Genomic DNA, 14,012 nt, shown 5'->3' with positions numbered 1-14,012 from the left:
CACACACGATGCTTGCTACAAGTGCCACTGGATTTTCTAGGATTATCGAATTAAATTTAAAAACTCCATGCGACTGCTGGGATTATTTCTCATCTCGCCAAGCATCACGGACGTCGTCATGACCGAGTTTTGCTTTTCAACACCTCGCATCATCATGCACATGTGTCTTGCTTCAACCACCACTGCAACTCCTCGAGCTTCTGTGATTTCGGCAATACAATTGGCAATTTCACTGGTTAAACGCTCTTGGATTTGTAATCGACGAGCAAAATAATCCACAATTCGGGCTAATTTCGATAATCCTAGTACTTTACCATTGGGTAAATAACCCACATGACATTTGCCTAAAAAGGGTAATAAATGGTGCTCGCACATGGAGTACATTTCAATGTCTTTGACGATTACCATCTCACTCATGTCAGACTCAAAGAGCGCGTTATTGATGATTTCGTTTAAGTCTTCATTATACCCTTTGGTTAGATACCGAAGCGCATTTGCTGCCCGTTGTGGTGTGTCACGAAGACCCTCACGTTCAATGTCTTCTCCAATCTGAACCAATATCTCTTTATATAACTCTTGCATTCAAAATACCTTTCAAGATTAATGAATCATTTTTTAGATATATGCAGACTTCATCAAACACCTATCCATCTGCTTAGCATAAATTATCCTGGAGGCCAGGTCATCTGCCGACCACCTAATAAATGTAAGTGAATATGGTAGACTTCTTGCCCACCACCAGAATTAACATTAAACACCAGCCGATAGCCTTGGGTTAACTTTTCCTTGGCTGCGATCTGCTTCGCTGTAAGTACCATATGTCCTAGTAACGACTCATCTTCTGATGTGGCATCGTTGATCGTTTCAATATGTTTTTTCGGGATAATTAAGATATGAGTCGGAGCTTTAGGATTGATGTCACGAAACGCCAGTAGACGCTCATCCTCATAAACTTTGTCCGTATTCAATTCTCCATTTACAATGTTACAAAACAAGCAGCTCATGTATAGTTGTCCTTAAGGTTCATTAGCGGTTTTGTTAATCGCTCAATAGACATTAATTATACACCTATCTCTTTAAAAAAACTGCGGTGGGCACAGATCTGTTTACATTTTATGATAAACAAAGAGGATAGGCTTAATTTCGCTATTTGCTGAGTTATCCTTTTTGCCTTTTCTTCGCAAATTGCGCATAATACGTCGTCTTTGAATTCAGTACAGGTGGTTTATATGGGTTTAATGGAAATTGGTAGCGGCCGTGACGTACCCAATGAAATTAACGTTATCATCGAAATTCCAATGCATGGAGAGCCGGTGAAGTATGAGGTGGATAAAGAAACGGGTGCTTTATTCGTTGATCGGTTTATGACAACGGCTATGTTTTATCCAACCAACTATGGGTATGTTCCAGCAACATTATCGGATGATGGGGATCCTGTGGATGTATTAGTCGTCACGCCTATGCCGTTGATTAGTGGCTCGGTGATTCGTTGTCGTCCTATTGGTATGCTTAAAATGACAGACGAGTCGGGTGTGGATGCGAAGGTGCTAGCAGTGCCTGTTAGTAAATTAAGTAAAATGTATGATCCCATCCAAAGCTATAACGAATTACCTCAGCCTTTGTTGTTATCCATTGAGCACTTTTTTAAGCACTATAAAGATTTAGAAGAGGGTAAATGGGTCAAAGTGGATGGCTGGGAAGGTCCTGATGCGGCTTTTGAAGAAATTATGAGTAGTGTAAGGCGTTATCAACAGCAAAGTTAAATAAAAAAGCCTGGTTAAACCAGGCTTTTTTTATAGTTGATTCTTATTTCCGAATTGCTAAGGCAATAAAGATATAGGACCATCCGTTGACAATAAGTTCAACTGAAATAAAAACACCGATAACCCATAATCCGCTCCATGGCCATTGGGCTAAGATAAGTACCCCTAATAAAATGGCCACTATTCCAGCAAACAACATCCAACCCCATCCGCTTGAGCCTCGCAGTGAAAAGGCCATTATGAGTCGAATGACGCCAATGATAATTAACACGGACGCGATGATCGCAGTAATAATAGTTGAAGCAAGAAGAGGCTGATAAAGAATGACGCCCCCACCGATTAGATAAAGTACGGCAATCAAAGCATGCCATAACGATCCATGCCAATCTTTACTTTTAAATACATCCACTAACTGAGAGAAGCCGGCTATTAGCAATAAAATTCCGAGGAAAAAGACACTGACTAGTGTGAGTCCCACAACCATTCCTAGCCCAATGCATCCCAAAATAACAAATAAAACACCAAGAGCAAGCAGCCATCCTGAGCTTCTTCGTAAAGAGACAGGAAGGTGGTCTAATCCATTATCTTTCGCCATGATTTCATTTCCTTATCGTCATATAAAAAATAGAATCCCTAAGGAAACTATAAATTATACAATGGACTTAATCAAATCAGCCTATGAGATCATAGGATCTGCGCTTAAATCCACAGGAAAATCAGACTATCTTCCTTCGGCGTCCTTTTCTTAAGCTTCGTGCGTAATCAAATTTGGGCACTTCAATATGGAAAAAAATGGCCAATAACCGAGTTGTAAAAATAAATACCAGGGTCACGAATACGTTAATGGTTAAAGGAACCTGAAAATAATGCAATGTGATATATAGAATTCCACCTGCGAGAGCGACGATAGCATATAATTCTTTGCGTAAAACTAAAGGAATATCATTGCATAAAATATCGCGCAACATGCCACCACAAATGCCTGTAATCATGCCACCGATTATGGCAGCCGAAGGAGAAAGCCCGTAATTGAGTATTTTTTGCGAGCCAATAATGACAAAAGCTGATAAGCCTAGAGCATCCAGAATTAAAAATAATTTCATGATGCGAACGAGTGAATGAGCAATAAAAATAGTTGCCAGTGCCGTAGCTGACGTATACAAAAGATATTGTGGATTAGCTACCCAGGTTAAGGGATGCGTATCAAATAAGACATCACGAACCGTACCACCACCAAGACCCGTGATGCTGGCAATCACCATTACCCCAAAAAAATCCATCTTTTTACGCCCTGCAGCAATCGCGCCAGTAATAGCTTCCACACAGATCCCAAGAATAAAAATATAATGCAGTAACATAGCAAAAAGGGCCTTGACTAAAAGTATGATCATACCATTCTTTAATCAAACCAAGATAGGGTAAGCTTGGCTGAAATGAATGAGATCCCCTAGAGCGTCGTGACAGTAAAGGGGCGCAACAGATCAAGAGGGTTATAAAATAAACTGAATTAGGGTCGAACTCTTGGGCGGTTGATATGAGCGTTTGTGATTCAACTACCCTGAAAGTGCTTGGCAGAAGCAAGCGCTATATCAATGATTTTTTTTGTTTGTTCTTCACTGGCTTCAATTTGGCTGACATCAAGAATTAAGTCCATCAAAAAATGAGCTACTTCATTGGGTGAATCCGAAGTGAGATAAAGCGCATTGGCTTTTGTGAAAATATAATGCAATAAGGCTTTACGAACGGTTAATTGCTCAGATGAGGCGTCATCCTTCTTAGGATCACCAAATAACAACCAACCGGGTGAAGTGTTTAAATACTTAGCTATTTCAATCAGTTTGGAAGGCTCAGGAATGGCTTCGCCGCGAAGGTATTTACGACAAATTTGAGAGGAATAGCCAGTGATTTCTGCCAGACTGTGAATATCAACCCCAGAGGTTGAGCGCTTAGAATGAAATCCCGCAGAGATTAATGCATCATGCAGGCGGTTTGCAAACTGTTTAGACAAGTCGTTTTTTTCCATGCTCAGGTGAGTCCAATTTAGGAAAATAATTAACAGATGGTATCAAAATGATATTAATAATGCAATTTATGAATGAATTTGAAATCATTGGTTTCAATTCGAAATTAAGTGTTGACAATTTGGGGGCAATCGTTACAATGGACCTTGAATCAGTACAAACCTGATTCAAATCATCCCAAAAAGATGAATAGAACAATCCGATGGAACGGAATGTCCAAAGAAAAGGAACGTGGCTTAACATAGCTACTGACCTCGCAACCCCTAGAGGCTGGAAACGAATGAACTTCCGGCCTCTTCTTTTCCTACCATCGATAAACTTCTCAGCATTTAATATTCAAGCAGGAATCATCATCAGTCGACAAAAGGAAAATATTCATGATTAGCCCTACTGTTATTCAACTTTTAACGCAGTTATCTTATAAGTGTGCAAAACAAAACGCAAAGCCTGAAGAGTTTGCAATTCAAGCAGCCATTTTGGCCACGAAAGAACTATCCTCAGCACATAGTTTTGAAAACTCGGATGCAGCAACGTTTGTGGCGGCCTTTTCTTTTCTTAAATTAACAGAGTTTGCAAGCCAATATAGTGCTTCCTTGATGAGCCATCATGAATTGGCCTCAGTTCAATTTCGTCCAGATAAAAAAGTTAATGAAATAGCCGTGTCTTTTTTAAGACTCGCTGAAGATTTAAAAGAAGCTACTTATCGGAAAAAGGCGTTGCAAGTGTACAAGCAATCGTTTGATCTATCTGAAAAAAATAAACAAGCATTAATTACGGCTTGTTCAAATTTTATGTTTATTTACTCGGTATCCTATAGTGCCTATATTTATGCATTATCAACGCTTCCCACATTAACAAATGATAACAGTCAACCATTTAAAAAAACGATAGAGCAACAACTCAATAAGCATTTTTTAATCGAACCTTTAAGTCTAAGTTTTTTCATGCAGGTTATGACAAGCCCTTTGTTAAAAACGATAGCTTGTGCTCTTTTACTCATGAGCCTAGCCGTGTTAGCCATTGCCATTACAGGTCTCGTTATACCAGCCATTGGCGCAGCCATTTTATCAACGGTTGGCTTATCTTCGGCCTTTCTTTTAGGCGTTAGCTCAGGTTCTACCACCGCCTCATCTGCCTATTTAGCTGGTGGATTTTTTTCAAAGCGAAAACAAAATCACGTGGAACAAAAACGCCATGAGATTGTTGAACATGCGCTTTGCTTTAATGGGAGTGAAATAGGCTAAATCTCAGTCAACAAAGAAGATTTGTCCTGTTTGAATCCCGTAGATGCTTTTACGATAGGCTCTCGCTACTTTTTTTGACGAGACTGGCTCAAATCCTGGGCATCGTTCAGAGTAAGCTTTGGCAGACTCTTCTAATAATGCTGGCGATACGGCATTCATTCTTATTCCGCGAGGCATCTCTAAAGCTGCGGCTTGCACAAAGCCTTCGACTGCACTATTCACCATGGCAGCTGCTGTCCCCGTTTGCTACAAAATCACGGTTGAAGATTCCAGTCGTTAAGGTAATGCTTCCCTGATCATTTAAGGCCTTTAGCCCGTGTAACGCGATGGTAAGTTAGCCAAATAATTTTTCCTGAAGACTAGCTATATAATCTTCGCTCGTCATCCATTCATGGCATCAAAAGGAGCGTTGAATGAGAAATCCATCAGGTGTTTCACAAAGCTTAAGATGAGGAATATGTTCAATGGCTTCTTCAAGGCTTTCTCGCTGGAGTGGTTTTACCAGATAACCTGATGCACCCAGTTGGGAAGCTTTTTCAATATCGTCTTGATAGGTGGATCCCGTACACATAACAATTGCTGTTTTTTTCAAATTTTTATCGCTGCGAATGAGTTCTAACGCTTCAAATCCATCCATATCGGGCATGTTGATGTCCAGTAAGACTAAATCCACCCGATCGTTTTCTCTTTTTTTTCTTCGTAGCAAACCAAGCGCTTCTTTGACGCTTTTGGCTTGAAAGAGATTACATTGTATGCGTGCACGATTCATCATAATCCGAATCAGCTCCATATCCGAAACGAGGTCGTCTACGATTAACACATTGGCTAAACGTGGCTGCTGGTCTGGTATAAATTGCTCTACGGGAATAGTTTTCTTTTTTGGGGACTTTTTTTTGAGCGATTTATTGGGCAAAGTAAAACAAAACATTGTACCCTTACCTAAGTCGGACTCACACCAAATTTTACCCCCATGAAGTTCTACAATTCGTTTACACATGGCTAAGCCTAAACCAGTGCCTTGAAACGTTGCATTCACGCGCTTAAAAGGAAGAAAGATCTTATCGATATTTTTGGTTTCTATGCCAATGCCATTGTCTTTTATACAAAACATCCAGGATTCTTTGTTCTTTTTTGCAGACAAATGAATTTTTGGAGCATCTACATTATGGTGGATGGCATTATCCAATAAGTTTTTTAATAATCGTTCGAGTAACTCAGGATTTGCTTTTACATAAGGAAGATTCTCAGAGGTCACCGTGGCATGGCATGCGTTAATTTGTGGCTCAAGCGCTATGCTTGCATCCTGAAAGAGTTGATTCATATCGCACTCTTTTTTCAATATCCGTTTTTTCTTTTCTAATTGGAGATAGTAAAACACGTTCTCAATTAAAACGATCATTCGCTCGCTGGCTTCAAAAATAAACTTGAAATAATCCGCCATGTTGCCTGATAGCGGTTGCTCTTGGCGAATAACATCTGCAAAGGCATTGATGGTTCGTACCGGTTCTTTAAGATCATGAGCAAGAGCTCGGGTAAAGATTTCGAGTGTTTTGTGTTGACTTCGGATCCTTGCTTCACGGTCTTGTACAATAGCGATCTGGGTTTTTAAATCATCAAAGAGTTTTACGTTTTCAATGGCTACCGAAGTCGTATCCGCAAGCGCTTGTAAAATAGTAATTTCTTCATTGGTCGGGGTGCGTTTTTTAGCCCAATAATTACCAATGGCTGCTAAAGGGTTATCACGCCTTACAGGCACCATAACAAGGCTTTTCACAAAGGTTGGTCGATAAGCATCTTGGGGTATTCGGGGGTCTTCATAGATATCGCGAATGACGGCTTTTTTTCCATTCAACATAACCCATCCGCTAATGCATGCATTTAAGGGAAAGCGTTTTCCTTTCCATAAAGGGCTAATGGCATTTTCTTCAACGTAGTAACAATGGTCGCCATCTTTTAAGATAAAGGTGGCCCCATCGGCGTCAGTTAACTCACGTGCGGCATGGCGTACTATGTGGGTTATCGTTTCCATATCTTGAGCCTGGGACAAATCTTGTACGACTTTTACCAGATGCTCCATCGCAGCAAGGTACCAATTGGATCTCGGCTCAGGAATGGTAGATGAGTTTTTTTCCTGAGCAAAATCTTGTTTTCGCATAGATTTTGACATGGTACACCCATCCATTTTACCTCTTCTAGCATTAATTATAGCAAATGAGATGGGCTTAAGGAGGCGCTTGTGACTTACATTAAATTAAAAGAGCAGTGTGGCGGATTGGGGATCAGAATTGACACACCATAAAATATTGAGTGCATCCGCATGCTCAAGGGGTTTTATAATGCATCCAGATACCTTTAATGGGCGAAGTGCTAATTTTTCTTCTGTGTTGAAGGCGCCTGTTAGCACAAAAACCTTGGCATCCCTAAAGTCTTGGCGCAACGCTTTAAGAAATTCGATGCCATTCATTTTGGGCATATTGAGGTCTAATAAAATAACCTTCGGAATAATTTTTTCCCTCCCTCCTCGCCCATGCAACTTATCTAAAGCGGTTTTTCCATCTGTGGCTGCATCAATTTTTAAATGGTTATTTATTTGATGAAATTTACGTCTAACCGCTTGAATATCTACATCATCATCTTCAACATAAAAAATATCCACATTGAAAGCTTCGGTAGCCATGTTTTCTCTCCATAGATTGGGCTAAGCGTATGTTATTCATTATATATCAATTTTTATAACTTATTTGCTCGATTCACTCATAGGATGTGGGGTTTTTGGCCAAGTAAAACTAAAACAAGACCCTTTTCCTAATTCTGATTTTACTTTAACAACCCCGTTTTGAGATTCAACGATTTTTTTTACAATACTAAGCCCAATTCCTGTGGATTCCGTACCGTTTTGAGGGGTTAACGTCTGAAATAGCTTAAAAATTTTTTCTAAGTCTTGATTTTTGATCCCTGGGCCATCATCTTTGACAAAAAACTCATAATAATCACCTGCCTCATGGGCACCTACGACCAAATGACCTTTTTTACGATGATGATGTTTTAATGCATTGCTGATTAAGTTTGAAAACACTTGGCTCAGTGGAATAAGTGCTGTGTTAAATACTGGCAGAGATTGCGGTAGTTGAAGCACGAATTGTTTGTTGGGATCAATGGTTTCAATGATTTCTTCCAATAAGAGTTTGACATCTACTTCACTGATTTCTAAATTCATGCGGCCCGCGCGTGAATATTGTAAGATGCCGTCAATTAACTTAGACATTCGATCCGCTCGTTCGTGAAGGAGTTGAAGATTTTTTTTTGAATCATTATCCAGGTTATCTTGGTTATCTTCTTCAATCCATGAGCTTAGTTGCATGATGGCTCGTAAAGGTGCTTTTAAATCATGTGAGACAATGTATGCAAATTGTTCAAGTTCCTCATTTGATTTTTTAAGTCGCTCTTCTATTTCTTTAGCTTTGGTAATGTCTTTGGAAATAATCACATAACCAACGGGTGCTCCATCCTTATTGGATCGTATCGTCATCGTAACAGATGCAGTAAAAATGGAGCCATCTTTACGAACTCGTTCAAAAATTCGCTCAGCTTTTCCTTCCTTATAGGCCGTATCAAAAAATGATTTCACATTTCCTCTTTGAACGTCTTTAGGGAGGTGGAGCTTACGGATATTTTTATTAAGAATTTCAGACGCAGTGTAGCCATAATTCAAACGCGCACCTTCATTCCATAGTAATATTTTACCTTTTAGATCAACGGATATAATGGAGTACTCAATGGAGCTTTCCAAAATATTTTGCAAAATGTTTCGTCCTTTGTGTTCCTCTGCGAGCTTAATGCTTTTACGTTCTAATTGACGGGTGCGTTTTTGTAGTTGTGCACTTATTTTTTTTTGCTTTTCAAGGGTTTTTTCTAACTGGCGATTTAATTGATACAGCTCTGATATTTTTTCTTCACTAATGGCTTCCGCTTCCTTTCTAGCAAGTAATTCTCGTTCTAGCCGGCGGCGTAAAAGATCTTCATCCGTCATATCTGCTTCCTTTCAGTTAAAATGAAGCGAGCTTTTGTTTTTTCAGAGGATAAATCTTCGCGGGTAATCTCGATAGGTTGATTATGAAAGCGAATGCAGCCTCGAATTAACCCTTCAGCTAAATCAGCTAATGGCCTAGAGGAGGAGTAATTTAAAATAAGCACGTCAGGGGATTTTAGTGTACATTGAATCGATGGCAGTTCAGAGTCAGGGTAATATTTCTTAACTGCGTGATGGATATGTGATTCTACCTGGCACAAAAATTCAAAGGTGTTTGTTTTCTTAATAAAGGTCGGGTATTTTTCAATAAAATATCCAAATAAATATTCCCCGTACATTTTGATAATTTGTTCTTCAGTTGTACCAGTCGCAAGGCTTAACGCGTGCACTAACTTCATCAACTCTTCTGGATCATAGGTTCCAATTGAAGTATACGCTCCTTTCGATTTTAAATGCGATTGACAAATAATTCGGTCTACCATTTCATAGGAGAATGTTTGTTCAACATACGTTAAAAACTGTGTAAAAATCATGCCTTTCATCGGTAGTCCATTTCCTAGTGCTTACTCGGCTAGCCCTAAATTTAGCCAATTTTTAAAATAAATGTCTTATCTTTAAACTATATATCAGGTTAGGCAGGTTTTCATTACGTTGTTGAATTTTTAATACGTATCATGGTCAGAAGCGATTTTTTGTGACTTAATAATTCGCTTCTTTAAGAAAATAATAGCAAGATGGTGATTTATTGTTCTCTTTGGGGTATAATGTGGTTCTTTGAGCGTTGTAAAAAGAAAGTTTGGAATTTAAACAGGAAACAAGGAGTCCTCGATGGCTTTTACCCTACCTAACTTTATAACTAATTCTTATTCAAAAATCAGCTCTGCTGCATCCAAAGTAGGTTCCGCGGTTGCGAGCGTATTTAAAAAATCGGTAGAGCACAATGCGGTTAGGATGACTGCCGCTGGGTTTTATCAGTTGTCGATGTTTTATGTGATGAGTGATGCTATCAGTGTTTTTTATGAAGTAGATGCTGAGACTTTTGAAAATTCCGCTTCCATGACTTTAATGCTCTTAGCTGAATTAGGATTTTGCATTTATGGTAGCGTTGCTTCTTACCAGACAGGCAAATACTTAAAGCAATTAGAGGCCGATGAAAATCCTACGCCAAACAAAGTTACAAGAATTGCTCCTAATATAAATGGCGCACAAACAGGGTTTGTTACTGGATTACAACTATATAATTTTATGTTGAAACCGTTAATCAATAACCTTTTGGCTAATCGAATTGGTATGACAGTATTCGGGCTGTTTGGTTCAGTAATTGGAGCGGTATCGGCGGGAAAAGAAGATAAATGGGCAGCATTTATTGTAAAAAAAATGCGCCGTCATGAAATATTACTTGTTGAAGAAAATCCATCAAGTAAGGTTAGTTATCTTATTCAGCACGCAAAACTAATCACTCCTGATCTTAAAGCCGCAAATATGTTATATTTCACCATTAAAGCGGTATCATCAACACCGGATCAATCTAAGCGTGCATATGAACATGGTTATTATGCTTCTATTGCTGGCGCTACTTTAGGATTAGGGAATTTAGGAATATTTTTATCTACAGACTCCTATTTAGGAGATTGTAATAAACACTTAATGGGCTATCTTACCGATGCCTCTTATATGACTTTAGGTGTGGCTTTCTTTATTTTAATGATTTTGGGTGTATCTGGCGATTTAAAGGATGCAAAGAAAGTCGACTTAGGAGGTTTTTTGTATTTAGCGATCCCACTCGCTTTAAAACTAGCCTCCTCAATGACGTTTGAACATTATAAATTTCAACAGCATGCTCGAAATAAAATTTTAAAAGATACAAACTCTATAGAAATGGAGGCGATGGAAAGTGGGCAAGTATCTGAAGATATGTCTGGTGATTTAGCACCACAAATCAGAAAACCATCGAAAATTTCTACATATTGTTGTTTTACATTTTGGGGAAAAACGGGTTCAGCAAATGCAAAAAAAGATCCCGCAAATACTCTTAATATTCCGTTAATGGAAAGCGATACTACAGAGTTTAATTTCTAGTCATTAAAAACTTCCCCAGCTGAGTAATGTCAGTTTTTCCCCCTTCTTAAGATTTTTAACAATTTCTTTATGCTCAGGTGCGACTACGCATTTGAGCTCTTGTCCACTTTCCGTCTTTAGTGTGATCTGTGATTGATTATCTTGTGGTGCTACATCGTCAGCATTCACTAGAGAAGTTCCTAACAGTAATCCCAAAGCAACAGAACTTATCATAAACTTTAATTTCATAATGTTATCCTTATCAATTATGGAAAATGTAAGCCGCTCATTATTAATATAGCTTAACTGAAAATAAAGTTCTAATGCGGCGAATCCAATAAAAAGCGCGATGAAAGCAGTGATTATTGAATAATATGAGGATCTCACCCATTTACTTTAAAAGAAGTTAGTGTTTGGCTTGATTCTTTTCATTAAGTTTTTCAGCAAATTCTTCGACTTTGCTTTCACTATCGGTTGCTGGACGATACCAAAACGTGCCTCGTGTCTTGGTGGTGGCAGAGAGGTAAATTAGTCCCACCACACTCATGGCCAAGAGAAAATTTACAATCATTTTTTTAGCCCCGCGGTGCTGTTTTATTGCGTCTTCATTCTTAGCCGTATCTAAAATCGTCGCGATCTGAGTTATCACATCTGGTTTATTTTTGAAGAAGCTTTTATGTTCATTACATACCGCTTTAATATCATGACTTACTGAAAACAAAACATCCGCAGCTTCTGGATGGCCCCGCTCATGCAAGTGCCTTGCTTTTTGATATAAGGCTGCATTGCGGTCATATATAACCGCATCCTGCTCATCGCAATAATCGAATTGAGAACGAGAAAGGGATGGATTTAAGGGCTTTCTGCGCTCAATATAGCCGTGATAGGCAAAAATCAAACCATCCGGTCGTCTGCGCTTTTCACGCATTAATTCTTCATAGAGGGTTTTAACGACCTCTTTTTGTTTTTCAGTGACTTTAAAGAGGTATTCCGGATCCTCGTCTGTTACCTGCTCATTTTGGATGAGTCGTGTGGAATACTCATACGCTTCCTGTGCTTGCTTTTGAATCATTTCGCGCAAAATGGGCATATACTCATCCGCGCCAATTTTATTTTTATCTGGATAGAGCCTTTCTGCTTCCTGGTAAGCCTGATTTGCGAGATCATGAGATAAATTATTAAGGTGTTCTTTCAAGGACTCACCAGGAGTAGTCAGATAGCGTTCAAGGAGTAAAAAAATATTTTCGGTAGGTATCTCATCATTGGGCTTTCGCATAGCAGTAGTTCATTTCACTGGTATTGTATGGTTTATTATAGACCATCTATTTCTAAGCCAGTGTTAGATGAATATACCGCTTAAATTTTGGTTTACGGTGTTTTTATTTCAACAAAAATAACTCAAACTGAATAACAAGTTATGCGCATATAAATTGGTAAATTGTGGTCCTTCATAAGTCCAGGGGGAAGTAAATGCTCTCCCTAGGCCGTTTTCCCCCCAATTTGCGAATTCATAGCTGACCCCAATGCTCCAGTTATTATCGATTTGCTTCTCAAGTCCGGCGCCAACGGTATATGTCAGGACAAACGAATCGGTATAATTGCGAAACCACTGGGTCGCTACGGTTGGATCAACCAGTGGATACGTTCGAAAGCCGAAGGTATGATTAAATCCTGCTCCTACGGAGCCAGTAAGATAAGGTTGAATAAAAAAGAGTTTAGGATTAAGAATCATTTTACCGCGAGCGGAAACAAAACCATGCCCCACTTGATATTCATAGCGTGATCCCGTAGGTACGCCAAATGCATTAATTGTGCCATCAAGCGTTACGTTTCCTGCTCCCCCAAAGGCAATGCCGAGTTGATTGTTAATGCAATCATTGAAAGGCCATTGCAGCCCAAGAAAAAGCTCGCCTGCTGGCATCGTTTGGGTTTTGGGGTTCACATCATAGGTAATGACGGAATTTTGAGCATAAATGGTACGGTCTTTACCTGGAGTTGCCCAAGCTACTCCTCCGCTAACCGTAATGACTTGAGTGTACGATTTGGTAGGCCAGGGTTCATAGGCCATAGCGTGTGTGCAGATTAAAAGAAGCGATAACCCGATAAAATCCTTTTTAATAGTCTTCATGATGATCCAATCGTTTAAGCGTTTTATTTTAAATGAAATAATACCGTTAAATGAACAAAACTCAAAATGTATCAACTATGATATGCTTCTTTAACCCCTATGTTAAATTTAAATGAAAAACTAATAAACCATCCGATCCTTATGAAAATTTATCTTGCTTCTAAAAGTCCTAGACGCCGCGAATTGTTGAAACAAATGGGCGTGGAGTTTGAAGTATTATCCATAGATACCCCTGAAGTAGTTTTGCCTAATGAACCTCCGAAACACTATTCCATGAGAATAACAAATGAAAAATTAAGCGCTGCTTGGGATAAAATGGTAACGGATAATCTGCCACCAATGCCCATATTATGCGCAGACACGGAGGTGGTTTGTGATGGTGTTATTTTAGGCAAGCCTCGAAATTACGAGGATGCATTCTCCATGCTGAAACACTATTCAGGCCGAAGTCATGAGGTAATGACTAGTGTTGGGATTAAATATTTTGAGCATCAAGAGCTCGAGATCAACATCACGACCGTCTACTTTGCTCGTATGTCTGATGCTGAAATTCATCGATACCTTGCGCTGGAAGATTACAAAGATAAAGCCGGAGCCTATGGAATTCAAAGCTATATTGGTCAATTTATTTATCGAATTGACGGCTGTTTTTATTCAGTCATGGGATTACCTTTATATTTGGTAAGAGAGCTATTGAGCCGTCTACCGGATGATGTAATGATATAATATTGACGGGCTGTTTTTTGTGGCTGTCGATTAATCCATATC

17 protein-coding genes are annotated in these 14,012 nt (G+C 39.1%); 4 read left to right on the top strand and 13 right to left on the bottom strand.

Annotated features, from left to right (window positions below):
* Window positions 1–42: 42 nt before the first annotated feature.
* Both folE and E1O41_RS06505 read right to left on the bottom strand, forming a co-directional pair.
* Window positions 43–582: a GTP cyclohydrolase I FolE gene (gene folE, locus E1O41_RS06510; RefSeq protein ID WP_131776516.1), complete on the bottom strand. Its 540-nt coding sequence runs from the start codon at window positions 580–582 to the stop codon at window positions 43–45.
* A gap of 83 nt (window positions 583–665) precedes the next feature.
* Window positions 666–1,004 carry a histidine triad nucleotide-binding protein gene (locus E1O41_RS06505; RefSeq protein WP_131776515.1) on the bottom strand — a complete coding sequence of 113 codons (339 nt, stop codon included), beginning with the start codon at window positions 1,002–1,004 and terminating at the stop codon, window positions 666–668.
* 225 nt (window positions 1,005–1,229) lie between these two features.
* On the opposite strand from E1O41_RS06505, the gene ppa reads away from it, so the two are divergent.
* A complete protein-coding gene (ppa, locus tag E1O41_RS06500; RefSeq protein WP_131776514.1) occupies window positions 1,230–1,763 on the top strand; it encodes an inorganic diphosphatase in 534 nt (177 codons plus the stop codon).
* Between the two features lie 43 nt (window positions 1,764–1,806).
* Here ppa and E1O41_RS06495 read toward each other — a convergent pair whose 3' ends face one another.
* From E1O41_RS06495 to E1O41_RS06485, 3 genes are all read right to left on the bottom strand, one after another.
* A complete protein-coding gene (locus tag E1O41_RS06495; RefSeq protein ID WP_131776513.1) occupies window positions 1,807–2,358 on the bottom strand; it encodes an HdeD family acid-resistance protein in 552 nt (183 codons plus the stop codon).
* Window positions 2,359–2,479: 121 nt separating this feature from the next.
* Entirely contained in the window at window positions 2,480–3,121 is a 642-nt protein-coding gene (locus E1O41_RS06490) for a trimeric intracellular cation channel family protein (protein ID WP_131776635.1), read from the bottom strand.
* Window positions 3,122–3,312: 191 nt separating this feature from the next.
* Entirely contained in the window at window positions 3,313–3,786 is a 474-nt protein-coding gene (locus tag E1O41_RS06485; protein ID WP_131776512.1) for a helix-turn-helix domain-containing protein, read from the bottom strand.
* A 375-nt stretch (window positions 3,787–4,161) separates the two neighbouring features.
* Here E1O41_RS06485 and E1O41_RS06480 point away from each other — a divergent pair, with 375 nt between their 5' ends.
* Window positions 4,162–5,028, top strand: a complete 867-nt coding sequence (locus E1O41_RS06480) for a hypothetical protein (RefSeq protein WP_131776511.1) — start codon at window positions 4,162–4,164, stop codon at window positions 5,026–5,028.
* 3 nt (window positions 5,029–5,031) lie between these two features.
* Here the strand turns inward: E1O41_RS06480 and E1O41_RS06475 are convergent, their stop codons facing one another.
* The 5 genes from E1O41_RS06475 to E1O41_RS06455 form a co-directional block, all read right to left on the bottom strand.
* Window positions 5,032–5,253 carry a Rossmann-fold NAD(P)-binding domain-containing protein gene (locus E1O41_RS06475; protein ID WP_131776510.1) on the bottom strand — a complete coding sequence of 74 codons (222 nt, stop codon included), beginning with the start codon at window positions 5,251–5,253 and terminating at the stop codon, window positions 5,032–5,034.
* A 172-nt stretch (window positions 5,254–5,425) separates the two neighbouring features.
* Complete coding sequence (locus tag E1O41_RS06470) at window positions 5,426–7,195, bottom strand: ATP-binding protein (protein WP_229669337.1); 1,770 nt, start codon at window positions 7,193–7,195, stop codon at window positions 5,426–5,428.
* Between the two features lie 84 nt (window positions 7,196–7,279).
* Window positions 7,280–7,705 (bottom strand): response regulator, encoded by a 426-nt coding sequence (locus tag E1O41_RS06465; RefSeq protein WP_131776508.1) that lies wholly within the window; start codon window positions 7,703–7,705, stop codon window positions 7,280–7,282.
* Window positions 7,706–7,765: 60 nt separating this feature from the next.
* Window positions 7,766–9,058, bottom strand: a complete 1,293-nt coding sequence (locus tag E1O41_RS06460; RefSeq protein ID WP_131776507.1) for a sensor histidine kinase — start codon at window positions 9,056–9,058, stop codon at window positions 7,766–7,768.
* Complete coding sequence (locus E1O41_RS06455; RefSeq protein ID WP_131776506.1) at window positions 9,055–9,600, bottom strand: heme NO-binding domain-containing protein; 546 nt, start codon at window positions 9,598–9,600, stop codon at window positions 9,055–9,057. Before E1O41_RS06455 ends, E1O41_RS06460 begins: the two co-directional genes overlap by 4 nt.
* Window positions 9,601–9,886: 286 nt before the next feature.
* Here E1O41_RS06455 and E1O41_RS06450 point away from each other — a divergent pair, with 286 nt between their 5' ends.
* The gene (locus E1O41_RS06450; protein ID WP_131776505.1) at window positions 9,887–11,137 is read left to right on the top strand and encodes a hypothetical protein; all 1,251 of its coding nucleotides are present in this window, start codon (window positions 9,887–9,889) and stop codon (window positions 11,135–11,137) included.
* A gap of 3 nt (window positions 11,138–11,140) precedes the next feature.
* Here the strand turns inward: E1O41_RS06450 and E1O41_RS06445 are convergent, their stop codons facing one another.
* The 3 genes from E1O41_RS06445 to E1O41_RS06435 form a co-directional block, all read right to left on the bottom strand.
* Window positions 11,141–11,365, bottom strand: coding sequence for a hypothetical protein (locus E1O41_RS06445; RefSeq protein ID WP_131776504.1), 225 nt, complete (start codon window positions 11,363–11,365; stop codon window positions 11,141–11,143).
* 157 nt (window positions 11,366–11,522) lie between these two features.
* Window positions 11,523–12,392, bottom strand: a complete 870-nt coding sequence (locus tag E1O41_RS06440; protein ID WP_131776503.1) for a LacI family DNA-binding transcriptional regulator — start codon at window positions 12,390–12,392, stop codon at window positions 11,523–11,525.
* Window positions 12,393–12,500: 108 nt separating this feature from the next.
* On the bottom strand, window positions 12,501–13,244 hold the full coding sequence (locus E1O41_RS06435) for an outer membrane protein (RefSeq protein ID WP_131776502.1): 744 nt from the start codon (window positions 13,242–13,244) through the stop codon (window positions 12,501–12,503).
* A 141-nt stretch (window positions 13,245–13,385) separates the two neighbouring features.
* On the opposite strand from E1O41_RS06435, the gene E1O41_RS06430 reads away from it, so the two are divergent.
* Window positions 13,386–13,970: a Maf family protein gene (locus tag E1O41_RS06430; protein WP_165481139.1), complete on the top strand. Its 585-nt coding sequence runs from the start codon at window positions 13,386–13,388 to the stop codon at window positions 13,968–13,970.
* Window positions 13,971–14,012: the final 42 nt, after the last annotated feature.

The organism is Legionella impletisoli, assembly GCF_900639875.1.
GTDB lineage: Bacteria > Pseudomonadota > Gammaproteobacteria > Legionellales > Legionellaceae > Legionella_A > Legionella_A impletisoli.
The sequence above is the reverse complement of the archived record's forward strand: the minus strand, read 5'-3'. Positions and strand labels throughout refer to the sequence as shown.

Coding starts and splice junctions, on each gene's coding strand:
- folE (WP_131776516.1), bottom strand. CDS start 582: ATGCAAGAGTTATATAAAGAGATATTGGTTCAGATTGGAGAAGACATT.
- E1O41_RS06505 (WP_131776515.1), bottom strand. CDS start 1,004: ATGAGCTGCTTGTTTTGTAACATTGTAAATGGAGAATTGAATACGGAC.
- ppa (WP_131776514.1), top strand. CDS start 1,230: ATGGGTTTAATGGAAATTGGTAGCGGCCGTGACGTACCCAATGAAATT.
- E1O41_RS06495 (WP_131776513.1), bottom strand. CDS start 2,358: ATGGCGAAAGATAATGGATTAGACCACCTTCCTGTCTCTTTACGAAGA.
- E1O41_RS06490 (WP_131776635.1), bottom strand. CDS start 3,121: ATGTTACTGCATTATATTTTTATTCTTGGGATCTGTGTGGAAGCTATT.
- E1O41_RS06485 (WP_131776512.1), bottom strand. CDS start 3,786: ATGGAAAAAAACGACTTGTCTAAACAGTTTGCAAACCGCCTGCATGAT.
- E1O41_RS06480 (WP_131776511.1), top strand. CDS start 4,162: ATGATTAGCCCTACTGTTATTCAACTTTTAACGCAGTTATCTTATAAG.
- E1O41_RS06475 (WP_131776510.1), bottom strand. CDS start 5,253: ATGGTGAATAGTGCAGTCGAAGGCTTTGTGCAAGCCGCAGCTTTAGAG.
- E1O41_RS06470 (WP_229669337.1), bottom strand. CDS start 7,195: ATGTCAAAATCTATGCGAAAACAAGATTTTGCTCAGGAAAAAAACTCA.
- E1O41_RS06465 (WP_131776508.1), bottom strand. CDS start 7,705: ATGGCTACCGAAGCTTTCAATGTGGATATTTTTTATGTTGAAGATGAT.
- E1O41_RS06460 (WP_131776507.1), bottom strand. CDS start 9,058: ATGACGGATGAAGATCTTTTACGCCGCCGGCTAGAACGAGAATTACTT.
- E1O41_RS06455 (WP_131776506.1), bottom strand. CDS start 9,600: ATGAAAGGCATGATTTTTACACAGTTTTTAACGTATGTTGAACAAACA.
- E1O41_RS06450 (WP_131776505.1), top strand. CDS start 9,887: ATGGCTTTTACCCTACCTAACTTTATAACTAATTCTTATTCAAAAATC.
- E1O41_RS06445 (WP_131776504.1), bottom strand. CDS start 11,365: ATGAAATTAAAGTTTATGATAAGTTCTGTTGCTTTGGGATTACTGTTA.
- E1O41_RS06440 (WP_131776503.1), bottom strand. CDS start 12,392: ATGCGAAAGCCCAATGATGAGATACCTACCGAAAATATTTTTTTACTC.
- E1O41_RS06435 (WP_131776502.1), bottom strand. CDS start 13,244: ATGAAGACTATTAAAAAGGATTTTATCGGGTTATCGCTTCTTTTAATC.
- E1O41_RS06430 (WP_165481139.1), top strand. CDS start 13,386: ATGAAAATTTATCTTGCTTCTAAAAGTCCTAGACGCCGCGAATTGTTG.